We start from the raw sequence: 18,683 nt of genomic DNA, 5'->3' as shown, positions 1-18,683 counted from the left end.
CTATATTGGATATTATATATGGAGAACTTATACCTATCAACAAGTCAGTTCGTATAAATAATAAGGTTATTTTGACTAATTATCGTAATCCTAAAGATTTACGATATTTACCTCAATACAATTTTATTCCAAAAAATATTTCACTTCGAAAAGCATTTAATGACTTTCAGATAGAATTTTCTTTATTTTCCGAAATATTTCCTGAATTTAAAAATAAATCTTCTAAACGAATAGAAGAATTTTCTAGTGGCGAGTGTAGACTGATAGGAATCTTTTTAATATTAAAATCTGATACAAAGTTTTGCTTATTAGATGAACCATTTTCATATATAATGCCGAAGCATGTGGAAACATTAAAAAAATTAATATTGGCTGAAAAAGAAAAAGGAATAATAATTAGCGACCATTTATATGATCATATTCTCGATGTTTCTGATACCTTATATTTTTTAAGTGAAGGAAATATTTTTCCAATCAAAAGTAAAAACGACTTAAAAAAATATGGGTACTTAATAAATGAAAACAATTAAATTATCCATCAGTTGCTAATTTAATATCGTTCATAAGTTTTCAATTCAAAGACGAATATTTATCAATAATAATTAGTATTAATGGATAAATATGCTTAATTTGTAAGAAATTTTATATTAATTTTTTTAAAAATACTAGCCATGAAATCTATTAAGAAAATTTCTGTATTTATTTTAATGTCATCTTTTTTTGTATTAGTAAGCTGTGAAAAAGAAAAATGTTATAGTTGTGATGACGATATTGATGCTTGGGCAAAAGAAAATGTAGTAAAGTTGAGTGCTATGCCTATCACTGAAATGGTAAAACTAAGTCTTGATAAACAGAAAGCTGCTTATAGAACATTTAAACCTGAAAGAAGAAAAAATATTTGGATTGATAAAATAAATGGAATTATCAGTACTGCTAAATCGAATGATGAACAAGTACATCTTATAAAAGTTTTAATGATGATAAATAAATTAGATTTTAACAAGGAATTAACATTAAAACAAGAGGCCTATTTTTTTGAATGGTTCGATGAGGGAAAGGTGAAGTTTGGTTGGACAGATTATTTTAGAATAAGTGGGTTTATGATGTTTGATAAAGCAGTAAATGATGAAGAAGAATTTAAACGTAGATATAGCTCTGATTATTTAAGTCATAATAAAGAAATTATTAAGGCTGACAATGATATTACTTTAGCCCGATTAATGACAATTAATGTCGCTAATGCTCAATCAGAATGTGATAGTAGATGGTGTTTGGATTGTGATTTTGTTGGTGGATACTGTGATAAAGGTTGTGAAGAAACAGAATATGGTTGTGGATGGATTGGTTTACAGAGTTGTGATAAAAACTGTACCCCTTTTTAATTTTTTTGACACTATCCCGGTAACTGTGTAAGTTAAAAATAACGAGGGTTTGACTTTTATTCAAAGTCGGACCCTTTTTTCATATATAGTTAAGAACTGATTTAGTATTATTCCCCAGTTACGAACTGGCATGGACCATTTTTTAGTGGCCTCCCTTGTAGCCAAATATACTGATTTCATAACAGCATCGTCTGTCGGGAAGGATAACTTGTTCTTGGTGTATTTCCTGATCTTACCATTGAGGTTCTCTATTAGATTAGTGGTATAGATGATCTTACGTATCTCGATGGGGAATTCAAAGAACACGGTGAGTTCCTCCCAATTGTCCCTCCAGCTTTTTATGGCGTAAGAATATTTATCCTCCCATTTATCCTCAAAGTCCTTCAAGGCGGCCTCTGCGGCAGCTTGTGTAGGTGCATTGTAGATGAGTTTCATATCCGAGGTAAAGGCTTTCTTGTCTTTCCACACCACATACCTACAGGCGTTCCTGATCTGGTGCACTACACATATCTGGGTTTTGGATTCGGGAAAGACGTTTTTGATGGTCTGTGTGAATCCGTTCAGGTTATCTGTAGCGGTGATCAGGATGTCCTCTGTACCCCGGGCGCGCATATCGGTAAGTACATTCATCCAGAAAGCGGCCGATTCGTTCTTTCCGAGCCACAGGCCGAGGACTTCTTTTTTACCGTCCCTTCGCAGCCCTACGGCAATGTAAACGGTCTTATTGACAACTTTCGAGTTCTCACGCACCTTGAATACGATACCATCCATCCAAACAATAAGATAAATAGGCTCTAGGGGTCTATTCTGCCAGGCTACGATATCCCCTGAGATCTTATCGGTTATCCTTGATATGGCTGATGTGGAGACATCGAAGTTATAGACCTCGCGTATCTGTTCTTCGATATCGGCATTGCTCATGCCCTTGTCGTAAAGCGACACGATCACATTCTCGATACCGTCGACCATATTGTGGATACTTCGGTTCGTTTTGTGCCACCCATTTCGGAGTTATAGTGCCAGGCATTTCGGTTTGATCTGTGCCACTTTAGGCTAGTAACGCAATCCGTTTCGGTTGGTTTTGTGCCAGTGATTTCGGTTCGATCCGTGCCACCTTTGTCGTGAACGGGACTTATAACGTTTCGTTTTGTGCCACTTTGAAAGATCAAGTAACAATTACCTTGTCGCTTAAAAACAAGCGATATGGGCCTAAATGGTAGATATTGCGTTTTTGCACCATAGCAAATATAAAAAATTGACAACCAGATATTTAGGCCTTAATGTAGCCGCTAATTTAAAATCAATACACATTTTGGTCAAAGAAAAATTTAACAACTTGTAAAACAATTGGTTCATATATCAACTTTATCCGCGGTGTTCAACCCCCGTTAGGTAGTATTTATATTACATATATGAAACCATATATCAACTTTATCCACGGTGTTCAACCCCCTATTGCGGAGTTCAACCCCCTTTTGCTGCGGTGTTCAACCCCCGTTAGGTAGTATTTATATTACATATATCAACTTTATCTGCGGTGTTCAACCCCCTCTTAAATCGCTTAATAAATTGATAAACAGGTTTTTATATAATTTTTGTTTTTCATCAATATTTAAATATCTGCGGTGTTCAACCCCCTTTTGCGGAGTTCAACCCCTTTTGGTGCGTTATTCAAGTGCCTAAATTATTAGATAACACTCTTATTATCAGGAATATAAAAATAGTTTGGATTATAAAAACAAACAATTCAGTACGTTATTCAAGTGCTTTTTGTTGCGTTATTCAAGTGCCTTTTAAAGAGGGTTTGACTATCAAATATCACCTTAAACAGATTTCCGATTGCGTTATTCAAGTGCTTAAATTATTAGATAACACTCTTATTATCAGGAATATAAAAAAAATTTGGCTTATAAAAACAAACAATTCAGTACGTTATTCAAGTGCTTTTTGCGTTATTCAAGTGCCTCTTTTTTAGTTATTAAAAGCTATATATACTATGTTTTTAAGGGGTTTCAAGCGTTTTTATTTCTAGCCATAAAACTACTCTATATAACTCTATATAACTCTTTAATAAAAAATTATAAGGATTCAACTACCGTTTCATATTTAAATGGTTTGCATAAGCAAACGCTAGCTATTGCTAACTAAAGAAAAAAAATAAAAAATCATGACTTGTAAGGTAGCAAACGAAATTTCGCTCAAGATTCTTTTAGAGTCTTGGGGATACCATAAAATAAAGAACCATCGAGGTGGTGATCAATCCTTTTATGAGAATCCTATTCGCGAAGATTCAAAACCCAGTTTGGCCCACATACATGTACACCTTTATGAGGTCACTAAGCCTTTATCGTAAAAAAGGGAATGACCATTAGGAAGGGCGACATAATAGGTTTTGTGGGCAATACAGGAAAGAGTACTGGCCCACATATCCATTACCAAGTTAGGAAACACTGAAAGGTGGTAAATCCGGAGTACTTTTTGGGCATTTTTTTGTAGGAATTAAGCCCATATCGAAACATTTATCCTATTTTTAATATATGCCCACATACATTTAAAAGAAACAATCAATATGGGAACCTATTAATTCATGATGCTCTCACAAAAGGAACAGATACAGACTATAACAGCAAAAAGCGATTTTATAACGACCAAATACGAACATGGCGTATATTTCGAGCTTTATGCCATTGGATTGTTCTTTGTCGAGATCGAAAAGGAATATTCAACAAAGAAAATACTGAATGTCTCTATTTTCGCGACTGGAAGGAAGCTGGACAGATATGCCGGGGAACTTATGTTCTGATACATCAAAGGATCTCGCCCCGCTCTTTCTTCTTCCATAGATAGTCCCTTACTTCCTCATATGCGGCCTGCTTTATCGGTTTATCGTTCAAGTATCCATATTTCATCGACCATCCGAAAACATAGCTACTGGCGAATTCGTCTATATCCCCAACTCCGTGCGCCTGGTATCCCTTATCGATATCCTTGTAATCCAATCGATATGGTTTGGAATCCCGCATAAGATCCATAAGGTCGTTGACCTTTTGGAGCATCACATCCAGTTTTTTCCCTGCACCGCTCAAAAAGTTAAAGCGTTTGCCGTCCGTTCTCATGGACTCGGATGAATGGGATGGGTTCTTTTTTTTCATGTTTCTTCTAGGGTTTTGGTTACAGCCGCCTCTTTCTCCTTTTTATGGTTGAAAAAGTAATTGATCGCCAACAAGATGGCCACGATGATCGTGATATAAAACTTAGTATTCGGAGTGTTAAGATTGGTCTCTTGCCAATTGAGTATGATTATAATTACCGAATAAAGGCTTACAATGACCGGAACCAAAAGAAATGGCCTTACTTTTCTGATTCCTATGCCATAGTAGATGAACGCCCCGAGCCAACCTAAATGTGCATACACATGTAGCATAAGAAAGTATACCAATGACCTATATTGGCCAAAACCACGAACATACCCCTTACTATCGGTCATAATTTCTTCAATACCCAATACAGGAACCCAACTTTTTAAGGTAGCGTCCCGAAAAGTGATGATATCATGAAAAAATGGAAGTGTGCAAGCGCCAAGGATAAAGAGCCATTTTGACGCTATTCTAATCGTAAATCTGTTTTTCCTTAGAAATAGAAAACCAAAAAAGAGGCTTAGCCCCATTACTAGCAAAAGTTTTGTTTCCGCACTATTTGCCGTTGTCTTTCTCAGGTTTAGAAGAAGTAAAAGGATTTGATAAGCCCCCATGAGAACAGGGACGAACAGCGCTAAATAATAGGTCTTGTGTTTGGAGACATAAAGCCATACGGCCCAGCCCAATTCCGAAAAAACAAAGATCAGCAGCGTATAAAGGAACATGCGATAGGTGGAAAAACCCAATACTTTCCCTTGGCCGTCCGTGAGAAACCCCTCAATGCCGAGTACCGGCACCCAGCTTCGTAGACCACCTTCATAAGTAATCGCTTCGTGCAAATAGGGAAGCGATGACAATCCAACGAGCGCCATCGCTACCCAGAATCCATTAGGTATCCTCGTTCTTGACCTCTCTTGTGTCGATGCCTTGTTCGTAGAGTTGGTCTTCTTCTGTAATTGAGTTGTCTTCACATGATACGAATGAGCTAACGGCCATTAATGCGACCATTGCCAAAATTAATCTAGGTGCTTTCATAATTGTTAAAATTTAAAGGTTTATAAGCCTTTATCTAACTATGAAAACGATTAAAAATTGCGTTTTATCGGTAAAATCTTACATGTAAACAATGAAATAGCGCACCAATAATCCTACAAATAGAATAAGACAAATATAGGTTTATTCTTCAAAATATTAGGACATCTTCTGTATTTTCGTTGTTTGGCAACATCACCCTCTATTTGCTACAAATCCCCAATACTTAATAAATTATATCGAAAGCCAAGAGTATAGGCGTAGGATATTGACCCAGCTTAACCCAGGGAAAATAGGTTTAACGTGGCCAGGGCCATATGCCATGGGCAACGTGGGGAAATCAGAAAAAGGTACAAAGAAGGGCAGGAGAACCAACTGGGGGCATTGGGTCTGGTAACGAACGCCGTCGTATTATGGAATTCGATGTATATGCAAAAATCCATCGGATTTTAAAAAAGCAATCAATCAAGATAAATGATGATGATTCCAAAAGGTTGTCCCCACTTTTATTTAAACATGTACATATGATGGGTCATTATTCATTTGAGATTGAAGAGAAATTCTTGAACGGAAAGTTACGTGCTCCGGGAACTCCTAATAAAAAGTTAAATTGTATTCCTTAGCGTACGTTTTGACATCATTGTAAACGAAATAGTTCAAAATTGAAGTATTCTTTGTGTCATTCCCATTCTTTTTAGGTTAGAACTAATTTTAGGTCAACAAAAATATAATTTACCCCCCCTGACTATTAAGTAATTAAATGTCTTGGCGTACGATTTCGCACCCATCGGCTTTATACCGCCATATAAAAACGCTGGGAATCCTTTAAAAACATAGTATCCTATGAAGAGCCTAGTCCAGCTCATAGAAGTTCAAATAAAGGATGTGGTGCTTTGAAAAGTGGTGTTGATTATCTATCGGATTTATCATCGATATGATTACCGTATAGTTTAAATAGTTTATAAAGTATAAATAGTTTAATAAATAAGTGAGATAGGACACTTTCTCGGCAAACCAAAATAGAATTAAAAGTTCAAATAAAGGAAGGCATTAGGAAAAAGCAAAAGAAAGAGACAGTCCTATTAACAAGTAATCTCTAAATTCGATTTAAAGTAATGCCTTATTGTTATCTTAGTACATCATAAATCCATTAACAAGGAAAACAATGCCCGATAAAGACCCTTTTATCGATATCAGGAAAAAATATGACGATCTTCTCAGTAACTATCGGGAGATAATCGTTGCCTCCTTCAGCCCGGAGGATTTCAGGAATTACAATGAAATACTCTTCTCGGCGCACAGTTGCGGCATTGAGGGGAACAGCTTTAGCGTGAACGAGACAAGGGAACTAAAAGAAAAAGGCTATGCCCTTAACCTTGTCAACAAAACCCTATTGGAGGCCTTTGAACTAATGGACCATTTTAAGGCCTATTCCTATTTGATGAACAGAATAAACCAGGAGCTTAACGAAGATCTTATCAAGGAGACGCACAAAATCCTTACCCAGAACACCATTGGACATAAAGGGCATGTCCCAGGGGAGTATGCCAAAACCCAAATGGCGGCCGGAGATACGATTTTCAGGGATACAAAAAAGGCCATAGCCAACATGCCGAAATTATTGGATAGTTTCAACGAAGAACTTAAAAAGAACAGGACACATCCACTGGAGCTGAGTGCCATATTCCACCAAATGTTCATATACAGCCATCCTTTCCCAGATGGTAACGGTAGGTTGGGGAGATTGATTTCCAATTTTATCCTTGAGCGGTACCAACACCCACATGTGATAATACTCAGCAAGGACAAGGACCATTATATAAATGCCCTGAAGGCTTCCGAGAAAAACAACAGTATGGAACCGATAATCACATTTTTCTATAAGACAAGTATGGAAAGGATGGAAACTGAAATCTCCCAAAAAAAAAATCTTTCCAAGAATTTCCAAAAAGGGATTTCACGTGAAAGGCCCAATAACAACGGGATCGGTATGTGATTATAAGCTATTTCAAAAAAAAGCCTGATATCTTAAGTTCAAATAACAATATTTGAAAATTGTTCTGAACTAATTTTAAAGATTGAAATCAGATATGTCACTTACATTTTATTAATTTCAATCCTTAATTTATTTCCTTAGGCTTTTGGTTAACTCTTCGTAATATCTATCTGTTAGTCTTTTATTAAGCGTTAGGACTTTTAACTTTTCAACAAAAAAGTCTTGATCATCTGTAACCATAGTGATGTCATGATTCTTGCAAATTTGGAAATAGCAATAATCATTAAAATCGAGGCTAGGGTAATTTACTGCATCTATCAAATCTGATTGTTCCAAGGTATGGTCTACATAGATAAGTGAATCACTTCGAGCGTCTATTTCATCACAAATTATCTGATATTGGTCTTTGAAATGGTCTGTTGACCTATATTTTGTTTTGAATTCGTTATGGTGCACAATTGTGTTATTTTCCTTTTCGTACATCCTGACGGCCACCACCCTAAAATAGGTGTTGGTCAATTCAGAAATTGAAAGAGAGCTTACTGCAATTTTAGCATGTGGATCATTGTATACTTTATCAAAGAAACCAATATATCTATTAATTCTATTATTGTCCTCTGAAAATTCTGGAGCCAATATAGAAAGCCAAATCATTGTGTCAAAAAAAAATACTCCTTTAACTGGAGTATTCTTTTCAATTCTTTTGATATCAAAATCCATTATTTACTAGCAAAATTGTTGGGCATCATTGACCGCTTGATTGTAAATATCCGGATTTTTAGCGTTAGAAATTACGCTTTCAATTTTTTTCAATATAATTTCTTTAGTACTCGTTTTATCAATAAAACTCTCATCAAAGTATCCATCAACAAAAAGTTTACCTATACTGGCATTCAAAAATGCAGTGGAAACTCTGTTGACACCCCTAAAAGAAAGAATAAAATCCTTTCCCTTCAGATTGGTAATAACATAATCATACAACCTTAATCCATCTGAATGGCTTATGGCATTTGCCTGATTAATTACATTAGAAATGTCTAGTATCATAATACTGTTATTAGTCGGTTGATAGCTGTTTTACTTTCAGTAGTTATAAATAAAGGTAATAAATATTTTAAACTACGGTAACTCTTAACATTCTATTGGAACGGTAAAACGCACGCAAAATTATTCTAAACACCATTAAACACCAAATTTATTGTTGTGCCGACGTGAAAAGATCTTAATGTTTTACAATTCTCAAATCTTATGCCATTCTTAATACCACATGCTTTATATGCATTCCCTGAAACTATCTCCAAGTATCCGTTATTTTCTTCCATACTCTCACGTAATTCCCATAGCCCTAAGCCACCAGGTGCATCTTGTTTTGTAGTGTTTCCCTCAACCATTGCCCAATTAATTGCTTTTTCATAGGTGTCTATTTGTGGAACCTTTAATTTTATTGGGTCAAGAAAGCCTATTCCGAGATCAACTATAGTAAATTTTAGAAGCTTCTTTACTGGATAATACTGGCCACATAAAAAAATTGGATAATTTGCTTTCGAATGAATTTCGTAATTCGTAAATATCTCAATCAAGGACTGTACTATAACATCTTTGGAATACTCAGTTAAAGTCAATTTGGGAAAGTCAATGAAATCAACTTCTATATATCTCACAAATTCGTCCTCGTGATGTGGTAAAAATTCTTTCAGTCTAATTGTTGTACCTGTATCTCTCCCACCTAATTCATTAGATTCGAACAATCCATTTCTGAAAAGTATTCCAAAATCAGATGTTGATTCGGTAAGGTCTGCTAGTAATTCTAAATTATTTTCTTTTTCCAGTTTTTTTACTATCGCTTGAAGCAAAGCAGCCATATTTGCATCAATCCAAATAAGATCCTTAAAACATACGGTTATTGGGATATTTGAATATTTATTACATTGATAATATAACGCTATTAGTTTTTCATGCCCATAATGTGTGGTGGAAATTGTTCCTCTTAGTTTAACCGTTTGTATAGTTTCTGGCATAAAGGATTGACATATAAGTCTAACAATTGCTTTTAAACAATGCAAATATAGCGGAATTATAAATTTTATCTTTGATAAGAATATGAAAGCGGATTGTACTTACGTATGATGTTTGTAAGCTTTCCCCCTTTTTTCCTGCAGTTCAAAATTCAAAATCATTATTTTTATAATAGTTCAAATAAACGATTCGAAATGGAAAAAACTGATACTAACCTTAACTGGACAATTGTAACAAATAGAAATTCTCCTTCATTTAGTGTAACAACAAAGGGGGTTACCAGGGATTGTAGAATACTTTCTCAAATTATTGTCGCCCCAGACGGTTCAAAAGTGCTATTAGAACAACATCTATCAAACGAGGACCACCACCACGATGTATCAATTACAAAAATTCAATAAAACGATTCAATGAAAGTTCGATTTCAAACTAAGGAGGAAAGCAATTCAGACCAACAGGAATATTTTTCAAACTTGAACTATAGTGAAAGGTTTTCGTACTGGTTAAATATGATGGAACTTAATTATAGACTATTTGGAAGAACTAATAATAGCGAGAATAAAGATAATTTTTTGATAGTAATACCTGTGAAAAAGTCTAAATAAACGATTTGCTAAGTAAGCTAGAAGTTTAGTTAAATAAACTTTCAGTTCAATTTTATAATTTTTTAGTTCCCCATTACGGTTTCCTGTAAAAGAGTTTGTTTTTATTTTTCTAATTTTATTAAAATGTTTGATGGAATCAGGGGATAGTAAAGAATATAATAAAGACGAAAAAATAAGGGCTTTCTGTCAATTAAGAAAATTGCCGGAGGAATGTTTTATCTCAAGATCGTTTCAGACCAGTTGTGTTGATTGTGCACATAATCGATAAAGCTCAAATAAAACACATACCCAAATCTGGAAAGATTCCAAAATCATGGATACGTCCTTGCTGTAATTTCTTACATACTTTAAAATTAATTATAATATATGTCACAATATTTTAACCCAGGAGAGGAACTGATGAAAAAAGTCTATTGGTGCAACAGGTATTCCGATAGAATAATGGACCTATACCAGAGAACGCATAATTCCTAAATGGAAGAGTCCCAAGATAACTGGGGAAGTCAACACCATCAAAATCTCCGAAACCTATTGGACCGTATCAATAACAAAATACATATCCTTGGCAGATATGCATCCTTTCTGACATCTGCAGCCTTGAAACCGGTATGATGAACCCATTCCATTAATATTGTTCCTTGCCTATACTATGGCCCTACACCTAAAAAACAAAATATTCATCCTTTCCCTATTCGCCTCTTTGTTTATTTCGGCGCAATCCGGGACGGTCATAAAGGTAAAGGACGGTGATACCATCGTGATCCTTGACCAGGACAAACAACAGCACACCATCAGGGTGGCCGATATAGACTGCCCGGAACGTGGACAACCCTTTTCCAAGATAGCAAAGGACTTCGTTTCACAAGAGGTTTTCGGCCAACAGGTGGAAGTGGAAAAACTTAAGACAGACCGATATGGACGAACCGTTGGGCGTGTCCTCTACGATGAAAAGGACCTTGCCCTGGAACTGCTCGAACACGGTCTGGCCTGGCATTATAAATATTTCTCGGACAATGAACAAATGGCCCAATTGGAAGAGAACGCCAGGAACGAAAAAAAAGGACTTTGGGCCGATCCTTACCCGATAAACCCCTACGATTGGAGAAAGGGAAAACGTAACCGATGACCAATAATATACGATCTACTATGAAAGGCGGTAAATACCTCAAGAAAATCAGGGAACAAAAAAAACTTACCCAACTTAAAACTTCACAATTGACCGGAAGGCCCATCCCCCGATTGAGCGAATGGGAAAACGATTTATATGCCATCAAACTCGTTGATTTCATAGATATTGCCGAAAAAGTCGGTGTTAAAGATTACAATTCCATATTTAAAGATTGAAATTTTTGTAGGGTATCCACGGGCTCTCACTCCAATAATCCTTGGTTGCATAGACAGTCAAAGCCCTGCGGTAGCTTCCTTGGCCGCTTCCTCGGACAGACTTGTCCAAATGCACCCTGTGGATTGATTTACTATCCATCCCTGATACGTTTCCGACTTCAGGAAGTTGGACGCCCTCGAAATGAAAGGCTCCCAACACCCTGAATCCTCTAAGAAACAGCAGCGGCCTTGATGGCCACAGCCCTTTCCCTTGCCCACGCATGCCAATAAGGAACGCACGATTTTCTCGTTCTGAAGAACCGTCCGGTCATATCCCTTTGGAAAACCATTCCCGGATCGTCTCGCCCCTTTTCAGGGCCAAGCTTCCAAAATCGTCGAGCTCGTTCATTTAATCCTATTGTAACAACAATCTGCGGATTCCCGCAACAATCGAACACGGATCGCCCCTTTATTTCAGCAAAGGGTGGGCAGATCGTTGAAACGTCAAAAAAATAAAAGTATCTACTTCCTTGATTTTAGCCCTTCGGTAAAATCCACGTCGCATTACACTCTTCCATTTTTTATGCCTTATTCAACCGGTGATCCGCCCTGTTGAGGCTTTATAAAGGACGATCTCATATTCAAAACAATGTTACGAAAACCATGTATTGCATTTACAAAATCATCAGTAAGGACTCCTTCATATTCTAATCTTAAAACCCTTTAAAAATGGAAACAACCCAAGAAAAAAAAACAATGACCAAAGAGGATTTTTACCAAAAGATCTTCTCAGCCGAAGGCAAAGATGCAAAAAGGGCCCTGTTGAAAGACCTGAGCAACACGGCAAAATTGATGCTGGAGATGGATCCGGATGCCGGTGACGGTGTTAACGATGTCATACTTAACAAAATGTACAAAGGCCACGAACACGAAGAGTTCCACACCTTCAATGGATGGAAGGAACTGGGGTTCCAAGTGAAAAAAGGCTCTAAATCATTCTTTATATGGTCCAAGCCCCGGAAGGTCGAAAGAAAGAACGAGGAGAAGGAAAGCGGTAAGGACGAGTTCAAAATGTTCGGGCTTGCCTATCTCTTCTCAAACGCACAAGTAGAACCCTTAAAAGATTGAACCATGGCAGCTATTCAAACAAAAGTCAAATGTAAAAAAGACCTTATCCATAGTGATGGATCACAATGTTTCACCAAAGGGAAAACCTACCAAGGAAACATTTGCAACATACTCGAAAACCTAACGGTGACCAATAACAACGGGGAAAAACACCGCCTAGGGAACTGGTCGAAACACTTTACTAACATCTCTAAATATTAAAATTATGTTCGGACAACAATTCTACCCAACGCCCCCCGAGGTTATCAAAAGAATGCTAGCCCCTTATTCCGGAAAGATCTGGAAGGGGGGCATTAACGGAGGCCGTCAGGATTCCCTATGTTATGGATTATTGGATAAAGTCGTATTGGATCCAAGCGCGGGGAAAGGCGATATTCTGAACTTCATCAAAAAAGACCTATCCGACCACGCAAGACGCAGCGTCGATTGTGATTTGAACGCCATCGAAATAGACCCCAACCTGCAGTCCATCCTAAGGGACAACGAAATTTCATTACTGGGCAATGATTTTCTGACCTACCAACGTGATATCTTTTTTGACGTCATACTCATGAACCCACCATTCAAAAACGGGGATGCCCATCTATTGAAAGCCATCGAGATCGCCCACGATACCGACATTGTTTGCCTTTTGAACGCAGAAACACTCTTGAACCCCCATACACAAAAACGTAAGGAGCTATTACAGATGATAGAGAAGTACGGAAACTATGAGGTCATAGGGAACGTTTTCGACAACGCAGAACGGAAAACGGATGTCAATGTGGCCCTTGTGCGTTTAAAGGTGACCAAAGAGGAACAAACCTTTGAATTCGACTTTTCCGATTATGAACCGGAGAAAATCGAGTTCGATGATAGTTTCGTGAAAAACGAAGTGGCAAGAAAGGACCTTATCGGAAATATGATGATCCAGTTCGAACAGGCCAAAAAGGCCTATAAGGAATATATCGAGGCACAAAAGAAATGGCAGCACTACACCAATTTCGTCATATCCCATGACACCTACAGCGAACCCAAGGATTATGACAAACAGGACCTTCCACCCATGAAACGTTACAACCATTTCAACAATAGGATAAAGGCCACCATGTGGCGCACCGTTATAAAGGAATTGAACATGGACCGCTATATGACAAGTAAGGTACAGAGCAATTTCGAATTGTTCATCCAACAACAAAGTGCGATGTCCTTCACCAAAGAGAACGTGCACGACCTTTTCCATATGCTCGTGAACAATAGCGGAACCATTTTGGAACAGGCCATAATCGACGTGTTCGAAATGTTGACCGAGAACTATTATAGCGAGAACCGTATGACGGTCCCGGGCTGGAAGACCAATGACAGGTACAAGGTCAACAAAAAAATCATTGCCCCCGTCTATGTAAGATATGGTGAATATATGAACAGCTATGACCTGAAACAATACGGCGACAAGTTTTCACTCGGGTACAGGGGGGAGACCAAATACGCGGATATAGACAGGGTACTTTGTTATATTTCCGGTAAATCCTATGAAAAAATCACCACCATTAAAAGGGCGTTGGAAAACAAGTTCGACCAGCTCGGAAAAGTGTATACAGGCCAAAAATTCGATAACACCTGCAGCAGCACTTTTTTCGATATAAGATTCCATAAAAAAGGAACCGTTCACCTGACCTTTAAGGACACTTTCCTTTGGCAGGAATTCAATATGCGGGCCTGTGACGGGAAACAATGGTTACCCGACAATGAAAGGACCCAATGGGAGGCCAAAAAGAAAAAGGCCAGGGAACAAAGAAAGGCCAAAACGGAACCCATTCGTATAGGTGAGCAACCCAAACCGATAAAGAAAAGGACAACCAAACCCCGCAAGGTGTCACAATTCTCCAATGAACTCCTGGATCTGTTCACATGAAGACAAAGGGATCCTTCAATAGGTTTCCGGGCATCCCTTTATTGGGATGCTCGGAGCAAGGACCCGCCCCCACCACCCGGTTTTCAAACGCCAAAGGGCTTAAAAACCTAAGTGGAAACAATAAATATCAATTATTTTGCCTAAAAAATATAATAATTATATATAATAATATTATAAAATTGGTTAATTATAGAATTAATATATATATTTAACTGATAATTTAAATACTAATCACCATCATGAAACAGGTTATCCTTACTTTATTGCTTTTTGCCCATATGGCGCTCCTATCCCAGAACCCGAACCCTGAAAGGATAAAAGTGATCTATACGGAATACCATCCTAGTAGCCAGTTAGCATCGGAAAATGAGAACGAAACATCATTGGCCGACTATGTGCATTCCTTCCAGGAAGAACAGGGCATTGTCCTTGGGGACATTTACAAGTATCCCCTGACTTATGATTCCAACGCCTATTTTTTCCCTTTGTCCAAGCTTTCCGAAGAACAAAGGATCGACTTCATCTCGGGAAGATTAACGCAAATGGACCGGCACCAAATCAATTCCACCATACACCGGCTTTTGGACAGGCCCAAGAAACTATCCCAATTTCTGGAGGGTATCCCACTTGAAAATGTTGTATTTTCAAAATGGGAACTACCCAAAGAAACCAATGATATCGAATTGACCCCTAAACAATAAAAACTGTACTATGACTTGTAAAATGGCCAATGAAATCTCGCTCCCGGATTTTTTGGAGGAGTGGGGATATAAAAAAATCCGTAACCACAGAGGTGGTAAGGAAGCGTTCTACGAGAACCCTATCCGTGAGGATCCCAAACCTAGTTTTACCGTGAACATAGGAAAGAATACCTGGTACGATTTTGGACTGGGTCAAGGTGGTATGCTCGTTGAGCTCATCATTGAAAGGGAACGCACCGACGTAAAAGGGGCGTTGAAATGGCTGGAGGCCAATTCCAACAATCTGGTGAGAACGAAAACAAAGGACCCGGCCAGGAACGTGGCAACCTCCGAGGAAGAACCCAGGTACCATATTATAAACACAAAGGAAATCTTCAGTTATGGGCTAAAGGACTATCTGGAGGAAAGGGGCATATCCCTCGATATAGCCAAGAACCACGTCAAAGAGATCCGGTTCCTTGACACAGAGACCGATAAGACTTATTTTTCATTGGGAATACCCAATATGTCCGGTGGTTACGCCCTGCGCAACAAGTTCACCAGAACCATAATAGCACCCAACGACATCAGTTTCATACCGGCAGCAAAAACGACCGGAACCGTTCTAATGTTCGAAGGCCTCTTCGATTTCCTGAGCTATCTGATGATAAAGAACACCTCCGTTCCCGATGATGACGTGATCATACTGAACACCCTTTCCTATGTACGAAAGGCGGTAGGTTTCATAAACGGGCTCGAACATGCCAGGACCTTGATATCCTTCCTTGACAACCCCAAAGAAACCTCAGGCAGTGAAAGGGCGATGGAAAAGGCCCTTGGCCTTCTCCATGAATTCAAGGGGCAAGTGCTGCAGGCGAACGGGACCTATAAGGCATATGAGGACCTTGCAGAGTATTGGCAAGAGGAGCGTGACAGGAGGGATATAGTATTGAATGAACTCTAATATCTATTGAAAATGAAAACATTGAACAGGTATTTTTATCCAGGACAGGAGTCCTTCACTATACTCGAATCCATCATGGCCTTATTGGCAACATTGGTTTTCATGGCCATACCCCTTATCCCAATAACCATATTAATCAACACCCTATGAGGAAGTTGGAGAAAAAGGTATCGTATACAAGGAAATTCCATTGAGCCATGGGATGCCCACACCATATTCATGGATTCATACTACAATATTATCCACAGGTCAAAAGGATAAAGGTTGTCAAGCCCGATGGGGGTATCTATTGGACAAATTCCCCCAAAATAGTACGCCAGGACCTTACCGGTCCTAAAAATCAATTGAAGTTGAACATCTAATTAACACAGAACATGAAGGACCAAAAAGCAATCTTGATAAAATGTATAAAGAACGATGTGCCGGCATTCGTGATCGCCGGACACGACCAGTTCGCCGTACCTACGTTAAAGGCCTATTTTGAAACGGCCAAGGAAAACGGGGCCGACGATCAATTCCTGAAGGATATGACCCTGGTAGTACAGGAAATGATCGATTTCCAGGAACAGGAACCCGAAAAGGTACACATACCCAAATTAAAGGAATTCGAGATCGAACAACAACACCAGGAAAAATGAGCCACCACTACTACTACTACAAATCCATAAACAAGGAGGATCCCGAAGAGAACGAGATGGGAAAAGGTTCCATCGTGGACATGGAAAGAATTTTCCCTCTGGAGATATTGGGCGTTATCCAACTCTACCAGGATCAAAGTACCCGATTTTCTTTGAACATAGAATCTGAAAACCATAGTTACCAAATCGTCAAGTCCAAAGCAAACAGCGATTAATTAAAATACACATAAATGATGAAACTATCCGATATGGAATATTTGATACGTAAGATAAAAAACGGGTTTTCCGAGAATGAAGATCCCGATGTTTTCATAGAGGTATCCCCTGATGAAAAAGTTCCAATAAGCGGAATCTACACCAAAGAAGCGAGTATTAGGATCCATTGATCAACCCAATATGGAAAGACATTATTGTACATGCTGTAACAGGAAAAGGAACGAGGACAAAATGGCCCATGTATGGTACTCCCTAATAGGAAGATCATTCTGGCATTGTTTGGACTGCATGTCCACTGCAGCGGACATTTGTTATGCAGCTGAAATCAAAAAGACCAAATGCATAGAGATATCTACCTACCAGGAGGAAGGCTTCAGTGAAATGAGCGGAATGGCCCTTGAAATAGAAAAGTTGGTATCCAAATACCCTTCTGACTATAACATAAAATATCACTTCAAATAAGCAATACAATGGCAAAGATTATTGATAACCCAAAAGGGTTCAAGGTCATCGAACTTGATCGGGACGAGTTCTTTTCAATAGGGGGAATGTCACTGTGTGACGGTTGCAACCAAAAAATGAAAAAAGGTTTCTTCATAGCCGTCCTGAACCGTTCCTATTGTGAAGAGGATTACCACAGCTGGTCCGAAAGGGCCGTCCGGTACCAGGAAGACATCGACTATGAACTTACCAAATTCAACCAAATGAAATCAATTTTCAATCTTTAAATTCTAAATAAACGATGGAATCATTTACAGATCAAAACCTGACATTCACTTTCAATTGCGACTGTGGGTCCAAAGAATTCGAAAGGGAAGAGGATCAAAAACAACTTCGGGGCTTTTTTGAGGGACACTTCGTTTGCTCCAATGAAAAGTGCAATAAACATCACGATTATACCTCCAAGGCCTTCAAGCGTAATTTCACACAGACCAGTTTGTTCAATTGAAAACGACGGTCGTAATCTGCGTTCTGAACGGGATGCACCCATATTCAAACAAACCACTTTGTCCGACACCACGCCCTTCCGTTTTTTCTGTTAAAGCAGCAAGATAACCCGTTCCATGTTCCTATGGGCAAATTCCTCACAAAAACGGAACCCCCTGAAGGTCCCCCCCGTTTTTGATCACCGTCCGGGGACTGAATTTTTCCAAGGATCATTCCACCGGGTTGGAAAAGCTGCCATAACTTAAAAAACTTTATCATGAAGGACGTAAGGATCAGGACATACAGGGATTTCGTAGGAGAATTGACAGCCGTATACAAACGCACCGAACTCCCCACTTTTTTCGTAAAATCATCAAGGGATGCCGCACACTACATGAGGCCACACTTCGATGAGTGCATGGACGACCATGAAGAAGTCAAGGTCATGCACCTTAGCCGGAGCAACGGGGTGGTGAACATCCACCATGTCACCAGTGGAAGCGAAACCGGATGCATAGTGCCCATCAAAGACATTATGAGACAGGCATTGATAATTAAAACGTGCAATATTATACTTTTTCATTCCCATCCGAGCGGCAACCTGAAGTTTTCACAGGCCGATATTTCGGTCAGTAAAAAACTAAAGGAAGCTGGGGAACTTTTAGAAATCAAAGTTCTGGACAGCATCGTACTTACCCGTGAGGGTTACCTTTCAAGGGCAGATGAGTCCCTTTTCTAAAAAAGG

Annotated in this window: 26 protein-coding genes and 2 pseudogenes; 21 read left to right on the top strand and 7 right to left on the bottom strand. The window is 38.5% G+C overall.

Going from position 1 to position 18,683, the window contains the following annotated elements; translation table 11 throughout:
- The coding region (locus PHU20_RS19680; RefSeq protein WP_274827124.1) for an ATP-binding cassette domain-containing protein at positions 1-530 on the top strand (530 nt) is incomplete at its 5' end.
- 141 nt (positions 531-671) lie between these two features.
- Positions 672-1,382, top strand: a complete 711-nt coding sequence (locus tag PHU20_RS19675) for a bacteriocin fulvocin C-related protein (RefSeq protein WP_274827123.1) — start codon at positions 672-674, stop codon at positions 1,380-1,382.
- 60 nt (positions 1,383-1,442) lie between these two features.
- On the opposite strand, the pseudogene PHU20_RS19670 reads toward PHU20_RS19675, so the two are convergent.
- A pseudogene (locus PHU20_RS19670) lies at positions 1,443-2,354 on the bottom strand (IS256 family transposase); the annotation flags it as partial.
- Between the two features lie 1,195 nt (positions 2,355-3,549).
- Here PHU20_RS19670 and PHU20_RS19665 point away from each other — a divergent pair.
- The 3 genes from PHU20_RS19665 (at position 3,550) to PHU20_RS19660 (ending at position 4,185) form a co-directional block, all read left to right on the top strand.
- The gene (locus PHU20_RS19665; protein ID WP_274827122.1) at positions 3,550-3,735 is read left to right on the top strand and encodes a hypothetical protein; all 186 of its coding nucleotides are present in this window, start codon (positions 3,550-3,552) and stop codon (positions 3,733-3,735) included.
- Between the two features lie 8 nt (positions 3,736-3,743).
- The gene (locus PHU20_RS20115; RefSeq protein ID WP_338040904.1) at positions 3,744-3,836 is read left to right on the top strand and encodes a M23 family metallopeptidase; all 93 of its coding nucleotides are present in this window, start codon (positions 3,744-3,746) and stop codon (positions 3,834-3,836) included.
- Positions 3,837-3,969: 133 nt separating this feature from the next.
- On the top strand, positions 3,970-4,185 hold the full coding sequence (locus PHU20_RS19660; protein WP_274827121.1) for a hypothetical protein: 216 nt from the start codon (positions 3,970-3,972) through the stop codon (positions 4,183-4,185).
- 4 nt (positions 4,186-4,189) lie between these two features.
- On the opposite strand, the gene PHU20_RS19655 is transcribed toward PHU20_RS19660, so the two are convergent.
- From PHU20_RS19655 to PHU20_RS19645, 3 genes are read right to left on the bottom strand one after another with little or no spacing between them, the layout of a single operon-like run.
- Positions 4,190-4,534: a hypothetical protein gene (locus PHU20_RS19655; protein WP_274827120.1), complete on the bottom strand. Its 345-nt coding sequence runs from the start codon at positions 4,532-4,534 to the stop codon at positions 4,190-4,192.
- The gene (locus PHU20_RS19650) at positions 4,531-5,391 is read right to left on the bottom strand and encodes a hypothetical protein (RefSeq protein ID WP_274827119.1); all 861 of its coding nucleotides are present in this window, start codon (positions 5,389-5,391) and stop codon (positions 4,531-4,533) included. The genes PHU20_RS19655 and PHU20_RS19650 overlap by 4 nt, the downstream gene beginning before the upstream one ends.
- A 16-nt stretch (positions 5,392-5,407) precedes the next feature.
- The gene (locus PHU20_RS19645) at positions 5,408-5,554 is read right to left on the bottom strand and encodes a hypothetical protein (protein ID WP_274827118.1); all 147 of its coding nucleotides are present in this window, start codon (positions 5,552-5,554) and stop codon (positions 5,408-5,410) included.
- A gap of 220 nt (positions 5,555-5,774) precedes the next feature.
- Between PHU20_RS19645 and PHU20_RS19640 the strand changes: the two are divergent.
- Together PHU20_RS19640 and PHU20_RS19635 are read left to right on the top strand one after the other, a co-directional pair.
- Positions 5,775-6,174: pseudogene (locus PHU20_RS19640) on the top strand (Tn3 family transposase); the annotation flags it as partial.
- A 542-nt stretch (positions 6,175-6,716) separates the two neighbouring features.
- On the top strand, positions 6,717-7,547 hold the full coding sequence (locus tag PHU20_RS19635; RefSeq protein WP_274827117.1) for a Fic family protein: 831 nt from the start codon (positions 6,717-6,719) through the stop codon (positions 7,545-7,547).
- A gap of 129 nt (positions 7,548-7,676) precedes the next feature.
- On the opposite strand, the gene PHU20_RS19630 is transcribed toward PHU20_RS19635, so the two are convergent.
- The 3 genes from PHU20_RS19630 to PHU20_RS19620 all read right to left on the bottom strand — a co-directional run bounded on the left by PHU20_RS19630 (position 7,677) and on the right by PHU20_RS19620 (position 9,565).
- Complete coding sequence (locus tag PHU20_RS19630; protein ID WP_274827116.1) at positions 7,677-8,267, bottom strand: hypothetical protein; 591 nt, start codon at positions 8,265-8,267, stop codon at positions 7,677-7,679.
- A 6-nt stretch (positions 8,268-8,273) separates the two neighbouring features.
- Positions 8,274-8,594: an STAS-like domain-containing protein gene (locus PHU20_RS19625; protein WP_274827115.1), complete on the bottom strand. Its 321-nt coding sequence runs from the start codon at positions 8,592-8,594 to the stop codon at positions 8,274-8,276.
- Positions 8,595-8,719: 125 nt separating this feature from the next.
- Positions 8,720-9,565 carry a hypothetical protein gene (locus PHU20_RS19620; RefSeq protein ID WP_274827114.1) on the bottom strand — a complete coding sequence of 282 codons (846 nt, stop codon included), beginning with the start codon at positions 9,563-9,565 and terminating at the stop codon, positions 8,720-8,722.
- Between the two features lie 1,252 nt (positions 9,566-10,817).
- On the opposite strand from PHU20_RS19620, the gene PHU20_RS19615 reads away from it, so the two are divergent.
- The 14 genes from PHU20_RS19615 to PHU20_RS19550 all read left to right on the top strand — a co-directional run bounded on the left by PHU20_RS19615 (position 10,818) and on the right by PHU20_RS19550 (position 18,677).
- Positions 10,818-11,294, top strand: a complete 477-nt coding sequence (locus PHU20_RS19615; protein ID WP_274827113.1) for a thermonuclease family protein — start codon at positions 10,818-10,820, stop codon at positions 11,292-11,294.
- Positions 11,291-11,512, top strand: coding sequence for a helix-turn-helix domain-containing protein (locus tag PHU20_RS19610; protein WP_274827112.1), 222 nt, complete (start codon positions 11,291-11,293; stop codon positions 11,510-11,512). Before PHU20_RS19615 ends, PHU20_RS19610 begins: the two co-directional genes overlap by 4 nt.
- Before the next feature lie 708 nt (positions 11,513-12,220).
- Positions 12,221-12,619 (top strand): ArdC family protein, encoded by a 399-nt coding sequence (locus PHU20_RS19605; RefSeq protein ID WP_274827111.1) that lies wholly within the window; start codon positions 12,221-12,223, stop codon positions 12,617-12,619.
- 205 nt (positions 12,620-12,824) lie between these two features.
- Entirely contained in the window at positions 12,825-14,513 is a 1,689-nt protein-coding gene (locus PHU20_RS19600; protein WP_274827110.1) for a DUF4942 domain-containing protein, read from the top strand.
- Between the two features lie 239 nt (positions 14,514-14,752).
- Positions 14,753-15,214: a hypothetical protein gene (locus tag PHU20_RS19595; protein WP_274827109.1), complete on the top strand. Its 462-nt coding sequence runs from the start codon at positions 14,753-14,755 to the stop codon at positions 15,212-15,214.
- Between the two features lie 10 nt (positions 15,215-15,224).
- Positions 15,225-16,157 (top strand): hypothetical protein, encoded by a 933-nt coding sequence (locus PHU20_RS19590; protein WP_274827108.1) that lies wholly within the window; start codon positions 15,225-15,227, stop codon positions 16,155-16,157.
- A 12-nt stretch (positions 16,158-16,169) separates the two neighbouring features.
- Positions 16,170-16,307, top strand: coding sequence for a hypothetical protein (locus PHU20_RS19585; protein ID WP_274827107.1), 138 nt, complete (start codon positions 16,170-16,172; stop codon positions 16,305-16,307).
- A gap of 224 nt (positions 16,308-16,531) precedes the next feature.
- Positions 16,532-16,795, top strand: coding sequence for a hypothetical protein (locus PHU20_RS19580; protein WP_274827106.1), 264 nt, complete (start codon positions 16,532-16,534; stop codon positions 16,793-16,795).
- Positions 16,792-17,010 (top strand): hypothetical protein, encoded by a 219-nt coding sequence (locus tag PHU20_RS19575; protein WP_274827105.1) that lies wholly within the window; start codon positions 16,792-16,794, stop codon positions 17,008-17,010. The genes PHU20_RS19580 and PHU20_RS19575 overlap by 4 nt, the downstream gene beginning before the upstream one ends.
- 15 nt (positions 17,011-17,025) lie before the next feature.
- Positions 17,026-17,181, top strand: coding sequence for a hypothetical protein (locus tag PHU20_RS19570; RefSeq protein ID WP_274827104.1), 156 nt, complete (start codon positions 17,026-17,028; stop codon positions 17,179-17,181).
- A 10-nt stretch (positions 17,182-17,191) separates the two neighbouring features.
- The gene (locus tag PHU20_RS19565) at positions 17,192-17,473 is read left to right on the top strand and encodes a hypothetical protein (protein ID WP_274827103.1); all 282 of its coding nucleotides are present in this window, start codon (positions 17,192-17,194) and stop codon (positions 17,471-17,473) included.
- A gap of 8 nt (positions 17,474-17,481) precedes the next feature.
- Positions 17,482-17,739: a hypothetical protein gene (locus tag PHU20_RS19560; protein WP_274827102.1), complete on the top strand. Its 258-nt coding sequence runs from the start codon at positions 17,482-17,484 to the stop codon at positions 17,737-17,739.
- Between the two features lie 14 nt (positions 17,740-17,753).
- On the top strand, positions 17,754-17,960 hold the full coding sequence (locus tag PHU20_RS19555) for a hypothetical protein (protein ID WP_274827101.1): 207 nt from the start codon (positions 17,754-17,756) through the stop codon (positions 17,958-17,960).
- A gap of 255 nt (positions 17,961-18,215) precedes the next feature.
- Positions 18,216-18,677 (top strand): JAB domain-containing protein, encoded by a 462-nt coding sequence (locus tag PHU20_RS19550; RefSeq protein ID WP_274827100.1) that lies wholly within the window; start codon positions 18,216-18,218, stop codon positions 18,675-18,677.
- The last annotated feature ends 6 nt before the right edge of the window (positions 18,678-18,683 follow it).

Origin of the sequence: Maribacter polysaccharolyticus (assembly GCF_028882255.1) — a bacterium.
In the GTDB taxonomy this organism is placed as follows: Bacteria; Bacteroidota; Bacteroidia; order Flavobacteriales; family Flavobacteriaceae; genus Maribacter_A; species Maribacter_A polysaccharolyticus.
Note: the sequence above shows the minus strand (reverse complement) of the source record. Positions and strands in the feature narration are given on the sequence as shown.

Excerpts from the sequence above, each read along its gene's own strand:
- PHU20_RS19675 (WP_274827123.1), top strand. The coding sequence starts at position 672 with ATGAAATCTATTAAGAAAATTTCTGTATTTATTTTAATGTCATCTTTT.
- PHU20_RS19665 (WP_274827122.1), top strand. The coding sequence starts at position 3,550 with ATGACTTGTAAGGTAGCAAACGAAATTTCGCTCAAGATTCTTTTAGAG.
- PHU20_RS20115 (WP_338040904.1), top strand. The coding sequence starts at position 3,744 with ATGACCATTAGGAAGGGCGACATAATAGGTTTTGTGGGCAATACAGGA.
- PHU20_RS19660 (WP_274827121.1), top strand. The coding sequence starts at position 3,970 with ATGATGCTCTCACAAAAGGAACAGATACAGACTATAACAGCAAAAAGC.
- PHU20_RS19655 (WP_274827120.1), bottom strand. The coding sequence starts at position 4,534 with ATGAAAAAAAAGAACCCATCCCATTCATCCGAGTCCATGAGAACGGAC.
- PHU20_RS19650 (WP_274827119.1), bottom strand. The coding sequence starts at position 5,391 with ATGGCGCTCGTTGGATTGTCATCGCTTCCCTATTTGCACGAAGCGATT.
- PHU20_RS19645 (WP_274827118.1), bottom strand. The coding sequence starts at position 5,554 with ATGAAAGCACCTAGATTAATTTTGGCAATGGTCGCATTAATGGCCGTT.
- PHU20_RS19635 (WP_274827117.1), top strand. The coding sequence starts at position 6,717 with ATGCCCGATAAAGACCCTTTTATCGATATCAGGAAAAAATATGACGAT.
- PHU20_RS19630 (WP_274827116.1), bottom strand. The coding sequence starts at position 8,267 with ATGGATTTTGATATCAAAAGAATTGAAAAGAATACTCCAGTTAAAGGA.
- PHU20_RS19625 (WP_274827115.1), bottom strand. The coding sequence starts at position 8,594 with ATGATACTAGACATTTCTAATGTAATTAATCAGGCAAATGCCATAAGC.
- PHU20_RS19620 (WP_274827114.1), bottom strand. The coding sequence starts at position 9,565 with ATGCCAGAAACTATACAAACGGTTAAACTAAGAGGAACAATTTCCACC.
- PHU20_RS19615 (WP_274827113.1), top strand. The coding sequence starts at position 10,818 with ATGGCCCTACACCTAAAAAACAAAATATTCATCCTTTCCCTATTCGCC.
- PHU20_RS19610 (WP_274827112.1), top strand. The coding sequence starts at position 11,291 with ATGACCAATAATATACGATCTACTATGAAAGGCGGTAAATACCTCAAG.
- PHU20_RS19605 (WP_274827111.1), top strand. The coding sequence starts at position 12,221 with ATGGAAACAACCCAAGAAAAAAAAACAATGACCAAAGAGGATTTTTAC.
- PHU20_RS19600 (WP_274827110.1), top strand. The coding sequence starts at position 12,825 with ATGTTCGGACAACAATTCTACCCAACGCCCCCCGAGGTTATCAAAAGA.
- PHU20_RS19595 (WP_274827109.1), top strand. The coding sequence starts at position 14,753 with ATGAAACAGGTTATCCTTACTTTATTGCTTTTTGCCCATATGGCGCTC.
- PHU20_RS19590 (WP_274827108.1), top strand. The coding sequence starts at position 15,225 with ATGACTTGTAAAATGGCCAATGAAATCTCGCTCCCGGATTTTTTGGAG.
- PHU20_RS19585 (WP_274827107.1), top strand. The coding sequence starts at position 16,170 with ATGAAAACATTGAACAGGTATTTTTATCCAGGACAGGAGTCCTTCACT.
- PHU20_RS19580 (WP_274827106.1), top strand. The coding sequence starts at position 16,532 with ATGAAGGACCAAAAAGCAATCTTGATAAAATGTATAAAGAACGATGTG.
- PHU20_RS19575 (WP_274827105.1), top strand. The coding sequence starts at position 16,792 with ATGAGCCACCACTACTACTACTACAAATCCATAAACAAGGAGGATCCC.
- PHU20_RS19570 (WP_274827104.1), top strand. The coding sequence starts at position 17,026 with ATGATGAAACTATCCGATATGGAATATTTGATACGTAAGATAAAAAAC.
- PHU20_RS19565 (WP_274827103.1), top strand. The coding sequence starts at position 17,192 with ATGGAAAGACATTATTGTACATGCTGTAACAGGAAAAGGAACGAGGAC.
- PHU20_RS19560 (WP_274827102.1), top strand. The coding sequence starts at position 17,482 with ATGGCAAAGATTATTGATAACCCAAAAGGGTTCAAGGTCATCGAACTT.
- PHU20_RS19555 (WP_274827101.1), top strand. The coding sequence starts at position 17,754 with ATGGAATCATTTACAGATCAAAACCTGACATTCACTTTCAATTGCGAC.
- PHU20_RS19550 (WP_274827100.1), top strand. The coding sequence starts at position 18,216 with ATGAAGGACGTAAGGATCAGGACATACAGGGATTTCGTAGGAGAATTG.